The sequence below is a fragment of the Streptomyces sp. UG1 genome (assembly GCF_049974585.1).
Classification (GTDB): domain Bacteria; phylum Actinomycetota; class Actinomycetes; order Streptomycetales; family Streptomycetaceae; genus Streptomyces.
The window spans coordinates 75,578-93,359 of the sequence record NZ_JBNGGG010000014.1 but is presented as its reverse complement, the minus strand read 5'-3'; the positions used below and the strand labels follow the sequence as shown (position 1 = coordinate 93,359).

Below are 17,782 nucleotides of genomic sequence, written 5' to 3'. Positions count from 1 at the left end.
GCCCACGCGGCGGTAGCCGCAGATCGACACGGCCCCGCGCCCCTTTGAGGCGCTACCGAACCGCAGCGGATTTCAGCCGAGCCGCCTAGAACAGCGCGCTGTACGCGTTCAGCGCCGGCTGCCCGCCGAGGTGGGCGTACAGCACCGTCGACTCCCGCTCGATCTCCCCGCGTGAGACCAGGTCGATCATCCCGGCCATCGACTTGCCCTCGTAGACGGGGTCGGTGACCATGCCCTCGGTCCGCGCCGCCAGCCGCATCGCCTCCAGGGTGGTCTCGTCCGGGATGCCGTAGACGCCCGCGTGGTACCGCTCGTCGAGCTCGACGTCGGCCTCGGTCAGCTCGCGCTCGACGCCAATGAGCCGGCCGGTGTTCCGGGCGATCCGGGCGATCTGCTCACGGGTGGAGGCGGGCTTGGCCGAGGCGTCGATGCCCAGGACCCGGCGCGGACGGCCGCCCGCCTCCTCGAGGGCGGCGAAACCGGCGACCATGCCCGCCTGGGTCGAGCCGGTCACCGAGCACACGACCACCGTGTCGAAGAAGACCCCCGACTCCCGCTCCTGCTCGGCGACTTCGTACGCCCACCCGGCGAACCCGAGGCCGCCCAGCGGATGGTCGGAGGCGCCGGCCGGGATGGCGTACGGCTTGCCACCGGAATCCTCCACCTCCCGCAGCGCCTGCTCCCAGCTCTCCTTGAAGCCGATCCCGAACCCGGCCCGCACCAGGCGGACATCGGCTCCGGCGAGGCGGCTGACGAGGATGTTGCCGACCTTGTCGTAGACGGAGTCGGGCCAGTCCACCCAGCTCTCCTGGATCAGCACGCACTTGAGACCGGCGCGGGCGGCCACGGCGGCGACCTGGCGGGTGTGGTTGGACTGCACACCGCCGATCGAGACGAGGGTGTCGCAGCCCTTCGCGAGCGCGTCGGCGACCAGGTACTCCAGCTTGCGCGTCTTGTTGCCGCCGTAGGCGACACCGGAGTTGCAGTCCTCGCGCTTCGCCCAGAGCGAGGCGCCGCCGAGGTGGGCGGTGAGGCGCTCCAGCGGATGGACCGGCGAGGGGCCGAAGAGCAGGGGGTAGCGGTCGTACGAGGAAAGGGACATGGGTCCTCCCGGGTCAGTCGTCGTCGGCCAGGTCCACGAGGTCGGCGAGGCTTCGCCAGATCTCCGCGGTGACGCGGACCGCCGTGGCCGTGTCCCCGGACGCACAGGCGTCGATGAGCCGCTCGTGCAGTCCGGCCGAACGGCAGTTGCCGCCCTCTCCGAAGCGGCGGCGCTCCAGCCGGCGGATGAGCGGGGTGTAGCGGGCGACGGTGGCGGCGGCCGCGCGGTTGCCGCTCACCCGGACCAGTACGTCGTGCAGCTCGTCGTCGGCCCGCAGGGCGAGGTCCACCTCGCCGGCCGCGACGGCGGTGGCGAAGCGCTCGTTGGCGGCGCGCATGATCTCCACGTCGGCGGCCGTGAGCCGGGGCACGGCGACCCGGGTGACCAGCTCGTGCATGGCGCCGACCACGGCGGCCGCGTCCCGCACCTCGGCGGCCACGACCGGTGTGACCCGGGTGTAGCTCTGCGGCTTGCTCTCCAGCAGCCCCTCGTCCACGAGCCGCGAGAACGCCTCGCGCACCGGCGCCCGGGACAGCCCCAGCCGCTCGGCGAGGTCGGCGTCCCGCACCGCCGCGCCGGGCTCGATCTCCCCGGCCACGATGGCGTCCCGGATCGCCGCGTAGGCCTGGTCCCTGAGCAGGGTCCGGGCCACGGGCCGTATCGCCTCCATGAACTGAAATGTTAGATGTCAGTTTCCGGGGCAGGCAAGAGTCCGGGCAGCAGAGTGGCCCGCACTCCCCACGCGGTGCGGGCCACTCTTCTCCTGGGCGCTCCCGCCTCAGGCCGCCCAGGGCCAGTCGGCGTCCCGGGCGGCCTCCAGCAGGGGCACCATCCGGAAGGCCGCGTCCGACAGACCGCCGAAGGCGTGCCTGTTGCCCTGGCCCGACGGGCCGTGGCCCGCCCGGTACCCGGCGAGGTTCCAGGTGTAGACCGGCACATGGGCCGGGACCTGCTCGGTCGGGTCGCCGTGGTGGCTGGGCGCGTACTGCTCGTCGGTGACGATCAGCACCCGGTCGTGCCCCCGGTAGTGCCGGCGCACCGCCTCGGTGGTGCTCGTGCCGCCGAGGTCACCGAAGCGCTCCAGCACCTTCAGCACCGACTCGCCACGGCGGAAGGAGATCCGGTGGCTGTCCGATCCGAACTGCACCAGGTCCGCGTCCGCCGCCCGCAGCGCGAGCGCCGTGCCGAAGATCGCCGCCGCGTCGGCCCGGTTGAGCTGCGAGCGGTCGGACAGCCGCGACCAGAACATCGAGCCCGAGCGGTCGACGAGCACCAGCGTCCGGCCGGGCAGCGCCGGCACATTGGCCAGCGAGTGGCCGAGCGCCTGCTCCAGCGGGTACGCCCAGCGCAGCGAGGGCGCGTGCTGGTACGCGGCGAGGTACCGGAAGGGGAACTGCCGCGACCGTACGACCTCCGCCGGGTCGCTGATCCGGGCGGCGACCCGGGCCGCCACCTCGTCGGAGACACCGGCCTCGTCGAAGTTCCGCAGGTTCCGTACCAGCGCCATGGCGCCCATCGACGGAATCACGGCCTCCCAGGCCGCCTTGTCCATCGGCCCCTGGAGCCAGCCCGCCAGCGCCTCCCACGTCATCCCGGCCGCGGCCAGCCGCTCGGCGCCGTCCGCCGAGGTGACGACGGCCCGCCGCTCCTCGACGGGCAGCGCCATCAGCTCGCGGTGTGCGGTGAGGACGGTGCTCGACGCGGGCGGTACCGCGGTGTCCGGGTTGTGCCGGCGGTCGAGGGCGTACCGGAAGAGGTCGCCCTGCCACGGCTTGTCCGGGTCCGGGGCCGCGTGCACCAGGTTGAGGATGTCGCCGAAGCGGTAGCCCTTGGACGCGGTGTCGTACTTCAGCAGCGACGTGCCGTGGTAGAGCCGCCGTACGGCGTCGGCGACGCCGCGCTTGACGGGCTTGGGGACGTTACGGCCGTACAGCGCCGTCCAGTACGCGAGCAGCTCGCCGGGCTCGTCCGGGCGCTGCAGGACGGAGGCGATGACCTGCCGGTTCGATGGGCCGTCGGTGGCCCCGGCGTCCAGGCGTGCCCTGACGTACTCGGCGGCGCCCACGACCGAGGCCGTACGGAGGTTGCCCTGGCCGCGCAGCCAGCCGAGCAGGCCGGCCGTCCACTCGGGATCGGTGACGGCGAGCTCGCGCACGAGCCGCGCGAACCGGTCGTCGCGGTCGGCGCCGGTCTCGTAGAAAGTCCGCTGGGAGACGAAATTGGAGACGGCGAGCAGGAAGAGCTCGGAGCGCGCGTCGCGCTCACGGCCGCGGCCGCCCTCGTAGGTGCGCAGCACCCGTCCCGTCGAGGTCACCCGGGAAGTGGGCTGCGGCCTGGCGGCCCGGGTGTTGAATCGCGCCATGGTGAATTCCCCCGAATTCATTCGTGTTTTCGGAGGGAGGCACAGCAAGAGGAGGGCGCCCGAGATCGAAGTCGGCCGCGGTGCTTATAAACTGGCGCGTCTGCCGTTCCGCCACATCGACCCCGAGTCGATGACGGGATTCGAACCCGCACGAGGAAAATTCCCCACCAGTTCCCGAAGTATCCGCTGCCTGCGCACCGGGCACCCACCATGAGCTGCGCCTCCCGAGATCAAGTCGGCTGCGGCTGGGATTCTTGGAAGAGAAGAAGTAGCCGCGGCCATCGCACCGGAAGGTGCATGAAGTTGTGGTGTCCAGAGATCGAGGTCGGCGGAACCGACGTAGGTGCTCTAACCCCTGAGCTACACCGGCGCGTTGTACCGGTGGCGGGACTCGAACCCGCGGCCGCCCCATTATGAGTGGAAGTAGGTCCTGCCTTCGCACCTGGACGTTCATAACTGTAGGAGCGTGCCGCGGGCCGGGCGAGCGAATTAAATTCCGGAGTTGTCGCTCACCGCCGCTGGCGCTTCCAGGGCCCGGTGATGGCGAGCAGGATGCCCGGGTTCTGGATGTTGGCGTAGAGGGTCCGGCCGTCGGGTGAGAAGGTGACGCCGGCGAACTCGCTGTACTCGGGCTCCTCTTCGGTGCCGACGTTCAGCTCGTTGCGGGCGATGGGGTAGGTGCGGCCGCTGTCGGTGGCGCCGAAGAGGTGCTGGACACCCTCGCCGTCCTCGGCGAGGATCAGGCCGCCGTACGGGGAGACGGTGATGTTGTCGGGGCCGTCGAAGGCGCCGTCCTCGGAGGGGTCGGGGTTGACGCCGAGCAGGACCTTCAGGGTCAGGGTGCGGCGCTTGGGGTCGTAGAACCAGACCTGGCCGTCGTGCGCGGCGCCGGGGCTCTCCGCGCGGGCGTAGGAGGAGACGATGTAGGCGCCGCCGTCGCCCCACCACATGCCCTCCAGCTTGCGGGCCCGGGTGACCTCACCGGCGCCGAACTGCTTGCGCACGGCGACGGTCTTCGCGTCGCGGTCGGGTACGTCCACCCAGTCCACCCCGTACACCGTGCCGATCCTGGTGGCGCGGGACAGGTCGTCGACGAACTTGCCGCCGGAGTCGAAGCACTTGGGGGCCTGGAGGGCGCCCGCGTCGTCGGCCAAGGTGCGGAACCGGCCGCGGCCGTACTCGAAGCCCTTCGGCGGGGTCCAGCGGAAGAACAGTCCGTTGGGCGAGGACGCGTCCTCGGTGAGGTAGGCGTGGCCGCGCCTGGGGTCGATGACGACGGCTTCGTGGTCGTAGCGCCCGAAGAACTTCAGCGGCTTGGGGGCCTGGTTGGCGCGCCGGTCGACGGGGTCGACCTCGAAGACGTAGCCGTGGTCCTTGGTCATGCCGTTGGTGCCGGCCCGGTCGGAGTTCTCCTCGCAGGTGAGCCAGGTACCCCAAGGGGTGCTGCCGCCCGCGCAGTTGGTGGAGGTGCCGGCGATGCCGACCCACTCGGCGACCTGTCCGTCGGGGCGGACCTCGACGACCGTGCAGCCACCGGACGCGGCGGGGTCGTAGACGAGGCCCTCGGTGAGCGGGACCGGGTGCGTCCAGTTGGCGCGCGGGCCCTTCAGCTCGTGGTTGTTGACGAGGAGGGTGGTGCCGCGCGGCCCGGCGAAGGCGGCCGTGCCGTCGTGGTTGGAGGGGGTGAACTCACCCGACTCCAGCTTGGTCCTGCCGCTGTGGGTGAGGACGCGGTACTTGAAGCCGGCGGGCAGCGCGACGATGCCCTCGGGATCCGGAATCAGCGGCCCGTACCCGACACCGCCGCACGCCGCCGCGTCCTCACCCACGCTCTCGGTGTCGGTGGACGCGAGCGCGTTGGGCGCGGTGGCCAAGACACCGGCACTGCCCGCCAGCGCGACACCGGTGACGGCAGATGCTCTGGCGAAGTCCCTGCGGGTGAGCGACATGGTGTCTCCTGTGACAGAGGGTGCCGTGGGAGGTGGCGGACTCCGATCGGCGCCACAGTCCCGCCCGCATCTGAACACCAGTTGAACAACGCCCTAAGGGGCGCGGGGAACTGCGCGACCAGCCACACTCCACCCGCACCCGCGATCCGGCATCAACCCCCCTGCTGCGACCGCGCCTTAAACGCAGCCTTCCGCGCCTCCTTCGCCACCCTCTTGTCCGGATGCAACCGCCCCATCGCCTCCAGCACATCCGCGGTGGCCGGATGATCCACCCGCCAGACCGCCGCGAAGAACCCGCTGTGCTGCGCGGCCAGCCCCTCCACCAGCGCCCTCAGCTCGTCGGAATTCCCCTCGGCCGCCAGCTGCGCGGCGAGCGTGTCGATGGTCAGCCAGAACACCAGGTCCTGGGACGGCGCGGGCACGTCCGAGAACCCCGCCTCGGTCAGCCAGACCCGGGCCAACCCGCCCAGCTCCGGATCGTCGAGGACCTCCCGCAGCGCCGGCTCGGCCTCCGCGCCCACCAGCGACAGCGCCTGCTGACAGCGCAGCCTGCGCAGTGGCGCCCCGGCGTCGGCGCCCCGTGCCGCCGCCAGCAACTCCCGTGCCGCGGCGAGAGGTTCACGCCGGGTCAGCCACTGCTCGGTCTCGGTCTGCGCCGCGGCCTGCGGAAACGTGGCCGTGCCGTCGAGCAGCGCGTCGGCGCCCTTGTCCACGAGTTCGCCGACCGCGGGCGCCTCGAACCCGGCCTCCAGCAGCCGCGCCCGCATCCCGTACAGGCCGAGCGGGGTCAGCCGGACCATGCCGTAGCGCGACACGTCGATGTCGTCGACGACGGCCGACGGGGCCTCGGCGCTCTCGGCCTCCGCCATCAGCGCCTCGTCCACCGGCTGGTACTCCACAAGGCCGACCGGCGCCAGCAGCCGGAACTGGTCGTCCAGGCGCATCATGGCGTCGGAGACCTGCTCCAGCACGTCGTTGGTGGGCTCGCCCATGTCGCTGGGCACGATCATCGACGCGGCGAGGGCCGGCAGCGGCACGGGGTCCTCGCCCGGCCCGTCCTCGCCGACCGTCAGCAGATACAGGTTGCCGAGCACGCCGTCGAGGAACTCCGCCTCGGCCTCGGGGTCCCAGTCCAGCGAGGAGAGGTCGACCTCGCCCCCGGCGTCCATCGCGTCGACCAGGTCATCGAGGTCGGGCACGCTCGCGTCGGCGAGCACCGTCTCCAGGGCGCCCAGCCACACCGCGAGCACGTCGTGCGGTGATCCGCCGGTCAGCAGGGCGAGGTCGGCGCCGGGCGCGACAGTGCCCGCCTCCTCGTCGACGATCTCGACGAGTCCGGTGTCGACGGCCACCCGCCAGGCCTCACTGGCGTACGCGGCGGCGTCGTCGCCGCTCAGCGCGAGTTCCTCGGCGGCGGCCGGCAACTGCTCGTCGACGAGTCCGCCGCTGGCGTCGACCCGGGTGTCGGGGCCGGCCCAGCGGGCCAGCCGCGCGGCTCGGGAGAGCAACGGCGTGGACAGCGCGTCCCGCGCCAGCTCCGCTTCGGGGTGCAGCCGTACCGGTGGCAGGGGGGAGCTGTCTGGCATCGGATGGTTCTCCTAGGGGCGCTCTGCACGGCCGTACGCATCACGGCTCAGCCGCTCAGCCTAGACGGATTTCCACCCATGCCGCCCGGTTCATCTCCCCGTCGGGCGGTGTACATGGCCGAAACCTTGACAACTGGCGTGACCAGGCACGAGATTACGCGCGTAGAAATTTGGCGGACATCTGTTCACTGTATTTTCTACGCGCGTTGCCGCCCCACCGGCCGCACCTCACAGGTTTCACCCTCGTCACACGCTTCACGTTCCACCCTCGTCCCGGCACTCCTGCATGTCCCCGGAGGGATCCCGTTGCCGAGCAAGAAGTCCGCGCGTCTCGCCGCGCTCACCGTCGCCGCCGTCTGCTCCGCGGCGTCCACCGTCGTCCTGACTTCCCCCGCGCACGCGGACTCCGTGCGCATCCATGACATTCAGGGCAGCACCCGAATATCGCCGTACGCCGGCAAGCAGGTCGCGGATGTGGCCGGAATCGTCACCGGCATACGCACCTACGGCAAGTCCAAGGGCTTCTGGATCCAGGATCCGCAGGCGGACGACAATCCGGCCACCAGCGAGGGCGTCTTCGTCTTCACGGGCTCCACCCCGCAGGGGGTCGCCGTCGGCGACTCGGTCCTGGTCTCGGGCACGGTCTCCGAGTACGTCCCGGGCGGCACCTCCTCCGGCAACCAGTCGGTGACCCAGCTGACCAAGCCGACGATCACCGTCGTCTCCAGCGGCAACGCCGTCCCGGCCGCCACCGTCATCGACGCGAAGTCGGTCCCGGCCGCGTACACCCCGGCCGGCGACAGCGGCGCGAACGGCTCGGTCAACGGCCTGACGCTCAAGCCGTCGGCGTACGCCCTGGACCTCTACGAGTCCCTGGAGGGCATGAACGTCCAGGTCGCCGACGCTCGGGTGGTCACCGCCAGCAACCGGTTCACCGAGCTGTGGGTGACGGTCAAGCCGTGGGAGCACCGCAATCGCCGCGGCGGCACCGTGTACGGCTCGTACGACTCGCAGAACACCGGCCGGCTGAAGATCCAGTCGCTGGGCGCGGTGGCCGACTTCCCGGTCGCGAACGTCGGTGACACGCTCACTGGCACCACCTCAGGCCCCCTGGACTACAACGAGTTCGGCGGCTACACCCTCGTCGCGAGCGAGCTCGGCACGCTCAAGAGCGGTGGCCTGAAGCGGGAGACGACTCGCAAGCAGTGGAGCGGCGAGCTCGCGGTGGCGACGTACAACGTCGAGAACCTCGACCCCTCCGACAACAGCTTCGCCGAGCACGCCTCCGCGATCGTGAACAACCTGAAGTCGCCCGACATCCTGTCCCTGGAGGAGATCCAGGACAACAACGGCACGACGGACGACGGCACGGTCGCCGCCGACCAGACGGTGCGGAAGCTGATCGACGCGATCGTCGCCGCGGGCGGACCGACGTACGACTGGCGCTCCATCGACCCGGTCGACAAGACGGACGGGGGCCAGCCCGGCGGCAACATCCGCAACGTGTTCCTGTTCAACCCCGAGCGGGTCACCTTCACGGACCGCGCGGGCGGCGACGCCACGACGGCCACCGCGGTCACCAAGAAGTACGGCCGGGCCGCGCTGACCGTCTCCCCGGGCCGTATCGACCCGGCGAACGAGGCCTGGGAGGACAGCCGCAAGCCGCTGGTCGGCGAGTTCGTCTTCCGTGGCAAGACGGTCTTCGTGATCGCCAACCACTTCGCCTCCAAGGGCGGCGACCAGGCACTGCACTCCCAGTACCAGCCGCCGTCCCGCAGCTCGGAGACCCAGCGCCACCTCCAGGCGAAGTCGGTGAACGCCTTCGTCAAGGACATCCTGGCCGTCCAGAAGAGCGCGGACGTCGTCGCCCTCGGCGACATCAACGACTTCGAGTTCTCCGGTACGACCGAGCTGCTGGAGGACGGCGGCGCACTGTGGTCGGCCATCAAGTCGCTGCCGAGGAGCGAGCGTTACTCCTACGTCTACCAGGGCAACGCCCAGACGCTGGACCAGATCCTGGTCAGCCCGTCGATCCGGCGCTGGTGCGACTTCGAGTACGACAGCGTGCACATCAACTCGGAGTTCAACGACCAGATCAGCGACCACGACCCGCAGGTGCTGCGGTTCCGCCCGTAACTCCGCTCGGGCTCAGGGCCGGCTGAACACCCCGTTCAGCCAGCCCTGCCAGGCGGCTTCGCACTCCTTGATGTCGGCGCCCGGCGTGAAGTCGTGCAGGGAGATGCCGACCGGGTAACCCCAGTGGTTGCGCCCGAAGACACGGGTGAGGCCCCGGTCCGTGCGCAGCCCGATGAAGTACGGGTTGCGGAAGTCGACCACGGCGTCGAACTCGTCGGGCCCGTGGACCGTCACCCGCGTGCCCTCGGTCACGTCCTCCCCGACCCCGAGCGCCCGCCCGACGACGGCGAGCGCGTCCGCGGCCTTCGACGCCTCGGGTCCGTCGAAGGTGGCGAAGGCGGCGGTCCGGCCGTCGAAGTGCGTCAGGTACTGGCGCAGCGTGTGCAGATAGAAGTCGGTGTGCTTGGCGGCGCCGTCGTACTGGTTGTCCCAGTCGTCGACGAAGATCCCGCTGTGCACGTACCGCACCCAGGCACGGCGGCCCTCGTCGCGCGGCTCGATGGTGTAGTCAAGCTGGTTGAGGGTCTGCTCGGAGATGCCCTCGACGTCCTCGACGCGGTTGGTGTAGTGGTGCGGCGGGTCCCAGGCGGTGACCGTCGATCCGAAGGGGCCCTTGCCGCCCTCGCGCGGCTCCGGCGGCTCCATCGGCCACAGCCAGCCGCCGGTACCGGAGGTGACCGCCTCCCAGACCTGCTCGGGCGTGGCATCGACCTCGAACTCGCGGGCGATCTCGAATTCCTTGGACATGGTGGGCTCCTGCTCACTGACTTTCGAGTTCAGGGTTCTGACTCTGGTTCGGGCTCTGGTTCTGAGGCTTGAGCGTGGGATGTACGGCCACGACGATGCGGTGATCCCGGCCGCCCTCGGCGTCCGGCGCGTCGTACTTGCGGATCAGCGCGCTCACGCCGGCCGTCAACTCCTGGATGAACGCGGCCCGTTCGGCGGCCGAGGCGAAGCGGACCTCGCCGTCCAGCGCGTAGGTCGCGAGCCGCTTGCGGGCCTTGGCCGCGCCGGTGATCAGCGAGCCGACGTCCCGCACGAGGCGGGCGCCGAGGGCGAGCAGCCAACGGGCCGAGAGCTGGTCGCGGAAGCGGTCCGGGTCGGGCTGCACGGAGGCGAGCGCGAGCGGTGAGATCACGTACGACGCGGCGGTCGCCCGCATCAGCCGCTCGGTGACGTTGCCCTTGCGGCGCTCACCGGCCAGCTCGACCAGGCCGTGCCGCTCCAGGGCCTTGAGGTGGTAGTTCACCTTCTGCCGGGGCAGCCCGACCTTGCCGGCCAGCATGGCGGCCGACGCGGGCCCGGCCGCCAGCTCGGCGAGCAGCCGGGCCCTTATGGGGTCCAGGGAGACGGCTGCGGCCTCGGGGTCCTCGATCACGGTGACGTCCAGCATGGGTCCACCGTCTCACCGAAAACTTTTTTTGTCCAGACGATTGGAGTGTTCGGTGGGAGCTCTTCCCTCTTCCCGACAGCCGGGCTCAGCCCGGAATGAGCCCGAGGGCGTGGTCGTACCGCTCCACCGTGCCGCTCTTCAGGCCCGGCCAGTTCTGCACCCGGTGCCACAGCTCCGTCGCCGAGCCGACGCCGTCGCCCGGGGCTGCGAGGGCGTCGATATGGGCCTGCGCGCTCTCCCACTCGGCGTAGTTGAGGACACGGGTGCCGTCGGTGCTCAGATGGAAGTGGGCGGAGATGCCGCCGGGGTGGGCGTTCGGCTCGCTCGCCAGCGCCTCGAGGACGGCGTCGACCCAGGCGCGCTGCCGGTCGGGGTCGGGTCCCTCGAACTCGACGTCGACGATCACGATGCAGCCGGGGACGCGCGTGTCGCCCTCGCGGCCGGCGCTGCGGTAGCGCCGGTAGCGGCCGAGCCACAGGCGCTCGATGCCCGGTACGGCGGTGTCGATCTCGTCGACGCGCTCCTGGCGGTGGCTCTCCACGAACGCCTCGTAGGCCGGCTCGCTCCGCCACTGCGAGTGGTGGAGGAGGGTGGTGCCGTCGTGCCCGGTGTAGACGTGGTAACCGAGCAGATCGCCGCTCGGCCAGGGACGGCGCTCCCAGGTGCGGGCGATGGCCTCGACGGTCTGCCGCTGCCGCGCCGGGGTGCCCACCCGCCAGGTGCTGAAGAAGGGGGCGCCGGTGTCGGGGTGGGTGAGGTCGGGGTGGGCGTCGGTGCGACGGGTCATGACGGCCATGAGGGCCTCCAGGGCTCGGTGGTCGATGCGTGCACCGATCACCTTTCGACCTCAAGTGGACTTGAGGTCAAGTGAGCCGTGGAGGGGAGGGGCGCGGCTGGTGTCTCGGCGGGGCCGAGCGCCTCGGCGGGGCCTGTGTCTCAGCGGTTGCCGGCGCGTCAGCGTGACCGGCGCCTCAGTGGTGCCGGTGTCTCGGCGGGACGGGCGTCTCAGTGGTGCCGGTGTCTCGGCGGGACCGGAACCTCAGCGGTTGCCGGCGTCTCAACGGTGCCCGGTGCGCCGTCGGCGCAGCATGCCGGCCGCGATCAGCGCCCCCGCCGCCGCGCCGACCACCAGCACCGGACGCGGATGCCGCAGCCCGCTCTGGACGACCGTGCGGACGGGGCGCGGCACGCCGTGCTCCACCGTGTGGCCCGCGTGCGTCGCCTTGTCGTGGACGGTGTGCCCGGCTCGGCTCGCCCGGTCCTGTACGACATGACCGGCCTGGGTGGCCCGGTCCTGTACGAGATGACCGGCTTGGGTGGCCCGGTCCTGTACGACGTGCCCGGCACGGGTCGCCCGGTCCTGCACCGCGTGGCCCGCCTGGGCGGCGCTGCTGCGCAGTTGCACGGTCATCGCGCCCGCCTTGTCCCTGAGGTCGGCGGCGCGGGCCACGGCCCGGCCCTTCACGTCCGCCCTTTCCATCAACTCGGCCACGGTGTCGCCGAGTTGGTGCCTGGTGTGCTCGATCTGGTCACGCAGTTCCTCGGGCCCCTTGGCCCCACCGGCCGCCTTCCGGGCGGCGCCGCCCGTCTCCCCCGCTGCCCTGTCCGTCATCGGTGTGCCTTTCCCTTGATCTCCTCGACGTCGGTCCTGACGCTGTCGAGAGCCCGCTCGGGGGTGGGGGGTGCGGCGCGGCGCAACTGGGCGCGGCCGGTCACCGCCAGCAGGCCGGCGACCGCGAACAGCACTCCTGTCACGATCAGCGCCGCGGCCCACAGGGCCAGCGTCAGCGAGAGCGCGGCGGTCGCGGCCGCGGCCAGGAAGAGCAGCCCGGCGTAGGCGACGGCGCCCGCCGCGCCCAGCAGGCCGCCGCCACGCCCGGCGCGCCGGCCCTTCACGGCCAGTTCCTCCTTGGCGAGGGCCACTTCCTGCCGTACCAGCAGGGAGAGCTGTTCGCCGGCCTGCGCCACGAGTTCACCCACCGGCCGATGCCCGTCGCGCACCGCCTCGGGGGCCGTGGACCCGGCCTCGGTCCCGGTCCTGGTCACGGTGTTCCGCCTCCTCTCGGTTCGGAACTCCCCGAGTACCCGGACCGGCCCCCGCTACCCCTTCCCTCCCCCGCCCGGCCCCCGCTCGCCCAGCTTGGCGAGCTGGACCTGGAACCAGTCGAGGCGGGCCTGCAACAACGTCGCCTCGGCGGCGAGTTCGGGCACACCCAGATCCTCGGCGCCCCCGAGGCCGGCGACCGCCACGGACGACGCCCCCTTCCCGGCCACCACCCGCAGCCCCTCCCCCGCCAGCCGGGCGAACCCCGCGAGCGAGACGGACGTACGGCCGCGCAGGCAGCCCGCGCAGCGAGGGGCGAGGGCCCGCCAGCCGGGGCGGCCCCAGCCTGCGTCGGCCAGGGCGCCGGCGACCGCGCCGCAGGCACACGGGCCGACCGTGGCGACGCGCACGCGCTGACGGGCGTACCGGAAGCCGCGCTCGAAGCGGATGTAGCGGCCCAGCACGCCGACCTCGAGCAGCACGGCGGTCCGGTGCTCGGCCGTGCACAGCAGCGCCTCGGCCGTCGCGCGCTCGTGCACACAGTGGAAGCCGCAGTCGCAGCGGCGGCTCGGTGCCCGGTGCCGCAGGCCGTAGACACAGGACGCGTCGGCCAGGACCCCGTACGGCAGCGCGCCGCCGAGCGACACACCGGTGAACCCGGCCCGGGTGCCGTCGTAGGACAGCATCGGGTGGGCGATCTTGTATCCGGTCGGCGGCTCCGTCGGACGTTCCTCCGGAAGCCGCAGCCTCATCGTGCGGCCGGGGCCTCTTCGGGCGCGGACGCCTCGATGTCCTGGAGTTCCTCGGCGAGTTCGGCTTCCGCGTCGCGCTCCTGCGGCCGCTCTTCCGCGACTCCGGTGGCCAGTGCCTTGCCGAGCTTCATGACGCCTCCCATGACCAGGGGTCGTTGACCGTCCCGGCCATGGTGACCCATGACGCCGGGCTTTGGACATAGGGCCTACGACACCCCGAAGCCCTCCACCTCTCAGCGATGCTTATCAACACCTCGTAGCAGAATTAAGTGGAGCTACGCGATAGTGCTGCCGACACTACTCATATGACGACTGCCGCCGCTCCCGCCCCGCCCTTCGGTCGCGCCCTGTGCGCCATGATCACGCCCTTCACGGAGGCGGGATCGCTCGATCTCGACGGTGCGCAGCGGCTCGCGGAGCGGCTGGTGGCCGAGGGCTGTGACGGTCTGGTGCTGTCCGGTACGACGGGTGAGTCGCCGACCACGACCGATGCGGAGAAGTCGGAGCTGGTCAGGGCGGTCCGGGAGGCGGTGGGCGAGCGGGCGTCGATCGTCGCGGGCGTGGGCACCTCCGACACCCGGCACACCGTCGAACTGGCCCTGGCGGCCGAAAAGGCGGGCGCCGACGGCCTGTTGGTGGTCTCGCCCTACTACAGCAAGCCCCCGCAGGACGCCGTGGAGGCCCACTTCCGCGAGATCGCCGACGCGGCCGGACTGCCCCTGGCGCTCTACGACATCCCGGGCCGCACCGGCACCCGCATCGAGCCGGAGACGATGATCCGGCTCGCCGAGCACCCCCGGATCGTCGCGGTGAAGGACTGCTCCTACGACTTCCTGGGCACCCAGAAGGTGCTCGCCCGCACGGGGTTGGCGTACTACGCGGGCTGCGACGAGCACAATCTGGCGCTGTACGCGGTGGGCGGGGCGGGATACGTCAGCACCGTCGCCAATGTGATCCCCCGTCACCTGCGTGCGGTGCTGGACGCGTTCGACGCGGGCGACACCCCCGAGGCCGCCCGCCTCCAGCAACGCGCCACGCCACTCATCGAGTTGATGATGTCGGCGGGCCTGCCCGGCGCGGTCACCGCCAAGGCCGTACTCAACGAACTCGGCCTGCCCGCTGGCCCGCTCCGCGCCCCGCTGCGGCCCGCCGGCCGCGAGGCGGTCGACGGGCTGCTGGCGACGTACGAGACGCTCACCACCGGCTGATCACCGGAACGAGGCCGGGGCCGACCTCAGCCCCACTTGTACCCGTCGCCGAGGAGCAGGAAGTGCTCCAGCACATCCTCCATCGGATCATCCACCTGCCCCACGTTGATGAGCCCGATCCGGGGTCCGTTGTGCGATCCGGTGTTGGTCTCGTCGGCGTAGGCGTTCCCGGCCGGCAACCAGCACACCGCCCCCACCCCCAGCGCCCCGACCACCAGCCGCAGCACGACCCGGCCCCGCTTGCTCATCTTCACTCGACCCGTCATCAGCCCTCGGCCCTCATCTCGTCGGTTCGGCATGTGATCGGAAACTGCGTCCACCCGTTCATCTGCCTGGACCCCGCCGAGGTCACGGTGAGTAACCCGTACGTGAGACTGCGCCGAGCCTGTCGCCGAACAGCCCTCGCTCGTTCGAGCGCCCTCCCCGGCCGTGTTCGGGCCATGGAAGGGCGCTCGGCGATGACCGACGTCGGCCGCTGGCCGACCTCTGGTCAGTTGTGGCTGTGCAGGATCTCGTTCAGCCCGCCCCACACCGCGTTGTTCGGGCGGGCCTCCACCGTGCCGGTGACCGAGTTGCGGCGGAAGAGGATGTTGGAGGCGCCGGAGAGTTCGCGGGCCTTGACGATCTGGCCGTCGGGCATCGTCACCCGGGTGCCTGCCGTGACGTACAGGCCCGCCTCGACCACGCACTCGTCGCCCAGTGCGATGCCCACGCCCGCCTCGGCGCCGATCAGGCAGCGCTCGCCGATGGAGATGATCACGTTGCCGCCGCCGGACAGGGTGCCCATCGTCGACGCGCCGCCACCGATGTCGGAGCCGTCGCCGATCACGACGCCCGCGGAGATACGGCCCTCGACCATGGAGGTGCCGAGCGTGCCGGCGTTGAAGTTGACGAAGCCCTCGTGCATGACCGTGGTGCCCTCGGCGAGGTGCGCGCCCAGGCGGACGCGGTCGGCGTCGGCGATCCGGACGCCCTTCGGCGCGACGTAGTCCGTCATACGCGGGAACTTGTCGATCGAGGTCACCTGGAGGTGCAGGCCCTCGGCGCGGGCGTTGAGACGGACCTTCTCGACGTCGTCGACCGCGACCGGGCCCAGCGAGGTCCAGGCGACGTTCGCGAGGAAGCCGAACTGGCCCTCCAGGCTCAGGCCGTGCGGCTTGACCAGGCGGTGGGAGAGCAGGTGCAGGCGCAGGTAGACGTCGTGCGCGTCGACCGGCTTCTCGTCGATCGAGGCGATGACCGTGCGGACCGCGACGACCTCGACACCGCGCCGGGCGTCCGGGCCGATCGCCTTCGCGGCGCCGTCGCCGAGCAGCTCCACTGCCTTCTCGGCGGACAGCCGCTCGCTGCCGGAGGGGCCGGGCTCGTCGACGAGCTCGGGCGCGGGGAACCAGGTGTCGAGAACAGTGCCGTCAGCGGCGATCGTGGCAAGGCCGGCGGCCACGGCGCCGGTGGTGCGAGGAGCAGTCGTGTCGGTCATAAGGGCAACCTAACGTGCCCCCCACCGCGGGAGCGAACCGGCAGGGGTACGTCTCACGTGCCGGGCGGTACGACGCCTCCGACCGCGCGGTACTGCGGCTCTGGCCAAGCGGTGACGCGTCTCTTGGCCCGTGCGGTTCCGCAGACCCGACCGAGCGGTACTGCGGCCCTGGCCAAATGGTGCCGTGACTCTGAGCCCGTGCGGTTCCGCAGACCTGGCCGAGCGGTCCCACGGCCCCCGACCGTGGGTACTGCGGCTCCCACCATGCGGTACTGCTGCACACGCCGAGTCGTGCCGCAGATCCGGCCGACCGATCCCGCGACTCCCGCCGTGCAGTACCGCAGCTGGGCCATCGCGCCCCCCACCACCCAACCGCCCCCCATCACGGAATGATCCGCGCAAACACCTCCCGCGCGTACTCCTCGTCATACGGCGCCTCCGTCAGCAGCACCTGCAGACAGATCCCGTCCAGCACGGCCACCAGCGCCCGCGCGGTGAGCGGGTCCGTGCGGTGTGACAGTCGTTCGGCGAGGTCCTGTGCCCACTCGGCGGCGACCGGGCGCAGCGCGGGGCGGCGCAGGGCGGCGAGATAGAGCTCGCACTCCAGCTCGACCCCGGTGCGGTCGCCCGCGAGCCACTCGCTCATCCAGCCCGCGAGCTCGGTGGCCAGGTCGGTCTCCGGGTCCTCCAGGCCACCGCGGGAGACGACCACCTTGGCGAAGCCCTCGTTCGCCTGGCGCAGCGCGGCGACGAGCAGGTCGTCGAGGGTCTTGAAGTGGTACGTCGTCGAGCCGAGCGGCACATCCGCCTCGGCGGCGACGGTGCGATGGCTCAGACCGGCGATGCCCTTCGCCCCGACCACCCGGATCGCCGCGTCGATGATCCGCTGCCGCCGCTCGGGGTCGTAGCGCCGGGCCATCAGTGCGCACCGCCCAGGTTCAGCACCACCACGCCGACGATGATCAGCGCGATGCCGACGGCTTTGGCGGCCGTCATCCCCTCCCCCAGGAACACGATCCCGATGGTGGCGATGGTCGCGGTGCCGACGCCGGCCCAGATCGCGTAGGCCGTGCCCACCGCCACCGTCTTCAGCGTCTGGGCGAGCAGCGCGAAGGAGACGACGTAGCCGAGGGCGGTCAGGACCGACGGCAGCAGCCTGCTGAAGCCGTCGCTGTACTTCATGGCCGTCGTGGCGGCCACCTCGGCCGCTATCGCTCCGGCCAGCAGTAGGTATCCCATATGTACGAGCGTACACAACGTTGCGTACGACCGTACACAAGCAGTCGGTGAACCGACGACGACGGCGCTAGGGCCTCCCGGCCCCGAAGCGGTCGCGGGACTCCTCGATGTGCCCGAGGTACCGGTGGGTCCAGACGCACATGGCGTCGATGGCGACCCGCAGGGCCTGGCCCGGCTCGGTCAGGTTGTACTCGACGCGCGGCGGCACCGTGGGGTGCACGGTGCGTTCGATCAGGCCGTTGCGCTCCAGCATGCGCAGGTTCTGGGTGAGCATCTTGTGGCTGATGCCGTCGACCTCGCCGCGCAACTCGCTGAACCGCAGGGTGCGTTCGCCGATCGCCTCGATGATCAGCAGTGCCCATTTGTTGGCGATGTCCGTGAAGATCTCCCGGGCCAGGGAATCGGCGCGCGTCACGTCCGCCTGGTCGACCGAGCCACTGACCTGCTTGGTACCCATGAGGTTCCCCAGTCACTCAAAAGTGCGTTCTTCCATGTCAGCGCTCACTCTCCTACGGTTTCCGAGTAACCACA

19 protein-coding genes are annotated in these 17,782 nt (G+C 71.2%); 2 read left to right on the top strand and 17 right to left on the bottom strand.

Annotated elements, in window-relative coordinates; translation table 11 throughout:
* Positions 1–85 precede the first annotated feature (85 nt).
* The 5 genes from ACP4J3_RS17685 to ACP4J3_RS17665 all read right to left on the bottom strand — a co-directional run bounded on the left by ACP4J3_RS17685 (position 86) and on the right by ACP4J3_RS17665 (position 6,999).
* Positions 86–1,102: a 1-aminocyclopropane-1-carboxylate deaminase gene (locus ACP4J3_RS17685; protein ID WP_426535371.1), complete on the bottom strand. Its 1,017-nt coding sequence runs from the start codon at positions 1,100–1,102 to the stop codon at positions 86–88.
* 13 nt (positions 1,103–1,115) lie between these two features.
* Entirely contained in the window at positions 1,116–1,772 is a 657-nt protein-coding gene (locus ACP4J3_RS17680) for a GntR family transcriptional regulator (protein ID WP_426535369.1), read from the bottom strand.
* 108 nt (positions 1,773–1,880) lie between these two features.
* Positions 1,881–3,464, bottom strand: coding sequence for a TROVE domain-containing protein (locus ACP4J3_RS17675; protein ID WP_426535367.1), 1,584 nt, complete (start codon positions 3,462–3,464; stop codon positions 1,881–1,883).
* 509 nt (positions 3,465–3,973) lie between these two features.
* Complete coding sequence (locus tag ACP4J3_RS17670; RefSeq protein ID WP_426535365.1) at positions 3,974–5,413, bottom strand: alkaline phosphatase PhoX; 1,440 nt, start codon at positions 5,411–5,413, stop codon at positions 3,974–3,976.
* 152 nt (positions 5,414–5,565) lie between these two features.
* Positions 5,566–6,999: a hypothetical protein gene (locus ACP4J3_RS17665; RefSeq protein WP_426535363.1), complete on the bottom strand. Its 1,434-nt coding sequence runs from the start codon at positions 6,997–6,999 to the stop codon at positions 5,566–5,568.
* A gap of 306 nt (positions 7,000–7,305) precedes the next feature.
* Here ACP4J3_RS17665 and ACP4J3_RS17660 point away from each other — a divergent pair, with 306 nt between their 5' ends.
* Positions 7,306–9,135: an endonuclease/exonuclease/phosphatase family protein gene (locus ACP4J3_RS17660; RefSeq protein WP_426535361.1), complete on the top strand. Its 1,830-nt coding sequence runs from the start codon at positions 7,306–7,308 to the stop codon at positions 9,133–9,135.
* Between the two features lie 12 nt (positions 9,136–9,147).
* On the opposite strand, the gene ACP4J3_RS17655 is transcribed toward ACP4J3_RS17660, so the two are convergent.
* The 7 genes from ACP4J3_RS17655 to ACP4J3_RS17625 form a co-directional block, all read right to left on the bottom strand.
* Positions 9,148–9,882, bottom strand: coding sequence for an SRPBCC family protein (locus tag ACP4J3_RS17655; RefSeq protein WP_426535359.1), 735 nt, complete (start codon positions 9,880–9,882; stop codon positions 9,148–9,150).
* Positions 9,883–9,895: 13 nt separating this feature from the next.
* On the bottom strand, positions 9,896–10,528 hold the full coding sequence (locus ACP4J3_RS17650) for an ArsR/SmtB family transcription factor (protein ID WP_426535357.1): 633 nt from the start codon (positions 10,526–10,528) through the stop codon (positions 9,896–9,898).
* A gap of 85 nt (positions 10,529–10,613) precedes the next feature.
* A complete protein-coding gene (locus tag ACP4J3_RS17645; RefSeq protein WP_426535564.1) occupies positions 10,614–11,315 on the bottom strand; it encodes an antibiotic biosynthesis monooxygenase in 702 nt (233 codons plus the stop codon).
* A gap of 270 nt (positions 11,316–11,585) precedes the next feature.
* Positions 11,586–12,140: a DUF3618 domain-containing protein gene (locus ACP4J3_RS17640; RefSeq protein WP_426535355.1), complete on the bottom strand. Its 555-nt coding sequence runs from the start codon at positions 12,138–12,140 to the stop codon at positions 11,586–11,588.
* On the bottom strand, positions 12,137–12,574 hold the full coding sequence (locus ACP4J3_RS17635; protein ID WP_426535353.1) for a phage holin family protein: 438 nt from the start codon (positions 12,572–12,574) through the stop codon (positions 12,137–12,139). The genes ACP4J3_RS17640 and ACP4J3_RS17635 overlap by 4 nt, the downstream gene beginning before the upstream one ends.
* Positions 12,575–12,628: 54 nt before the next feature.
* Positions 12,629–13,324, bottom strand: coding sequence for a hypothetical protein (locus ACP4J3_RS17630; RefSeq protein WP_426535351.1), 696 nt, complete (start codon positions 13,322–13,324; stop codon positions 12,629–12,631).
* Positions 13,321–13,455: a hypothetical protein gene (locus ACP4J3_RS17625; RefSeq protein WP_426535349.1), complete on the bottom strand. Its 135-nt coding sequence runs from the start codon at positions 13,453–13,455 to the stop codon at positions 13,321–13,323. Before ACP4J3_RS17625 ends, ACP4J3_RS17630 begins: the two co-directional genes overlap by 4 nt.
* A 174-nt stretch (positions 13,456–13,629) precedes the next feature.
* Between ACP4J3_RS17625 and dapA the strand changes: the two genes are divergently transcribed.
* Complete coding sequence (dapA, locus tag ACP4J3_RS17620) at positions 13,630–14,532, top strand: 4-hydroxy-tetrahydrodipicolinate synthase (RefSeq protein ID WP_426535347.1); 903 nt, start codon at positions 13,630–13,632, stop codon at positions 14,530–14,532.
* Positions 14,533–14,558: 26 nt separating this feature from the next.
* Here dapA and ACP4J3_RS17615 read toward each other — a convergent pair whose 3' ends face one another.
* From ACP4J3_RS17615 to ACP4J3_RS17595, 5 genes are all read right to left on the bottom strand, one after another.
* Positions 14,559–14,798: a hypothetical protein gene (locus ACP4J3_RS17615; RefSeq protein WP_426535345.1), complete on the bottom strand. Its 240-nt coding sequence runs from the start codon at positions 14,796–14,798 to the stop codon at positions 14,559–14,561.
* A 224-nt stretch (positions 14,799–15,022) separates the two neighbouring features.
* Positions 15,023–16,012, bottom strand: a complete 990-nt coding sequence (dapD, locus tag ACP4J3_RS17610; RefSeq protein WP_426535343.1) for a 2,3,4,5-tetrahydropyridine-2,6-dicarboxylate N-succinyltransferase — start codon at positions 16,010–16,012, stop codon at positions 15,023–15,025.
* Positions 16,013–16,394: 382 nt separating this feature from the next.
* A complete protein-coding gene (locus tag ACP4J3_RS17605) occupies positions 16,395–16,931 on the bottom strand; it encodes a TetR/AcrR family transcriptional regulator (RefSeq protein WP_426535341.1) in 537 nt (178 codons plus the stop codon).
* Positions 16,931–17,251 (bottom strand): DMT family transporter, encoded by a 321-nt coding sequence (locus ACP4J3_RS17600; RefSeq protein ID WP_426535339.1) that lies wholly within the window; start codon positions 17,249–17,251, stop codon positions 16,931–16,933. Before ACP4J3_RS17600 ends, ACP4J3_RS17605 begins: the two co-directional genes overlap by 1 nt.
* A gap of 67 nt (positions 17,252–17,318) precedes the next feature.
* Positions 17,319–17,708, bottom strand: a complete 390-nt coding sequence (locus ACP4J3_RS17595; protein ID WP_426535337.1) for a winged helix-turn-helix transcriptional regulator — start codon at positions 17,706–17,708, stop codon at positions 17,319–17,321.
* Between the last annotated feature and the right edge of the window lie 74 nt (positions 17,709–17,782).

Coding starts and splice junctions, on each gene's coding strand:
- ACP4J3_RS17595 (WP_426535337.1), bottom strand. CDS start 17,708: ATGGGTACCAAGCAGGTCAGTGGCTCGGTCGACCAGGCGGACGTGACG.
- ACP4J3_RS17680 (WP_426535369.1), bottom strand. CDS start 1,772: ATGGAGGCGATACGGCCCGTGGCCCGGACCCTGCTCAGGGACCAGGCC.
- ACP4J3_RS17670 (WP_426535365.1), bottom strand. CDS start 5,413: ATGTCGCTCACCCGCAGGGACTTCGCCAGAGCATCTGCCGTCACCGGT.
- ACP4J3_RS17605 (WP_426535341.1), bottom strand. CDS start 16,931: ATGGCCCGGCGCTACGACCCCGAGCGGCGGCAGCGGATCATCGACGCG.
- ACP4J3_RS17675 (WP_426535367.1), bottom strand. CDS start 3,464: ATGGCGCGATTCAACACCCGGGCCGCCAGGCCGCAGCCCACTTCCCGG.
- ACP4J3_RS17640 (WP_426535355.1), bottom strand. CDS start 12,140: ATGACGGACAGGGCAGCGGGGGAGACGGGCGGCGCCGCCCGGAAGGCG.
- ACP4J3_RS17625 (WP_426535349.1), bottom strand. CDS start 13,455: ATGAAGCTCGGCAAGGCACTGGCCACCGGAGTCGCGGAAGAGCGGCCG.
- ACP4J3_RS17630 (WP_426535351.1), bottom strand. CDS start 13,324: ATGAGGCTGCGGCTTCCGGAGGAACGTCCGACGGAGCCGCCGACCGGA.
- ACP4J3_RS17600 (WP_426535339.1), bottom strand. CDS start 17,251: ATGGGATACCTACTGCTGGCCGGAGCGATAGCGGCCGAGGTGGCCGCC.
- ACP4J3_RS17645 (WP_426535564.1), bottom strand. CDS start 11,315: ATGACCCGTCGCACCGACGCCCACCCCGACCTCACCCACCCCGACACC.
- ACP4J3_RS17655 (WP_426535359.1), bottom strand. CDS start 9,882: ATGTCCAAGGAATTCGAGATCGCCCGCGAGTTCGAGGTCGATGCCACG.
- ACP4J3_RS17615 (WP_426535345.1), bottom strand. CDS start 14,798: ATGACGGGTCGAGTGAAGATGAGCAAGCGGGGCCGGGTCGTGCTGCGG.
- ACP4J3_RS17685 (WP_426535371.1), bottom strand. CDS start 1,102: ATGTCCCTTTCCTCGTACGACCGCTACCCCCTGCTCTTCGGCCCCTCG.
- dapD (WP_426535343.1), bottom strand. CDS start 16,012: ATGACCGACACGACTGCTCCTCGCACCACCGGCGCCGTGGCCGCCGGC.
- ACP4J3_RS17665 (WP_426535363.1), bottom strand. CDS start 6,999: ATGCCAGACAGCTCCCCCCTGCCACCGGTACGGCTGCACCCCGAAGCG.
- dapA (WP_426535347.1), top strand. CDS start 13,630: ATGACGACTGCCGCCGCTCCCGCCCCGCCCTTCGGTCGCGCCCTGTGC.
- ACP4J3_RS17650 (WP_426535357.1), bottom strand. CDS start 10,528: ATGCTGGACGTCACCGTGATCGAGGACCCCGAGGCCGCAGCCGTCTCC.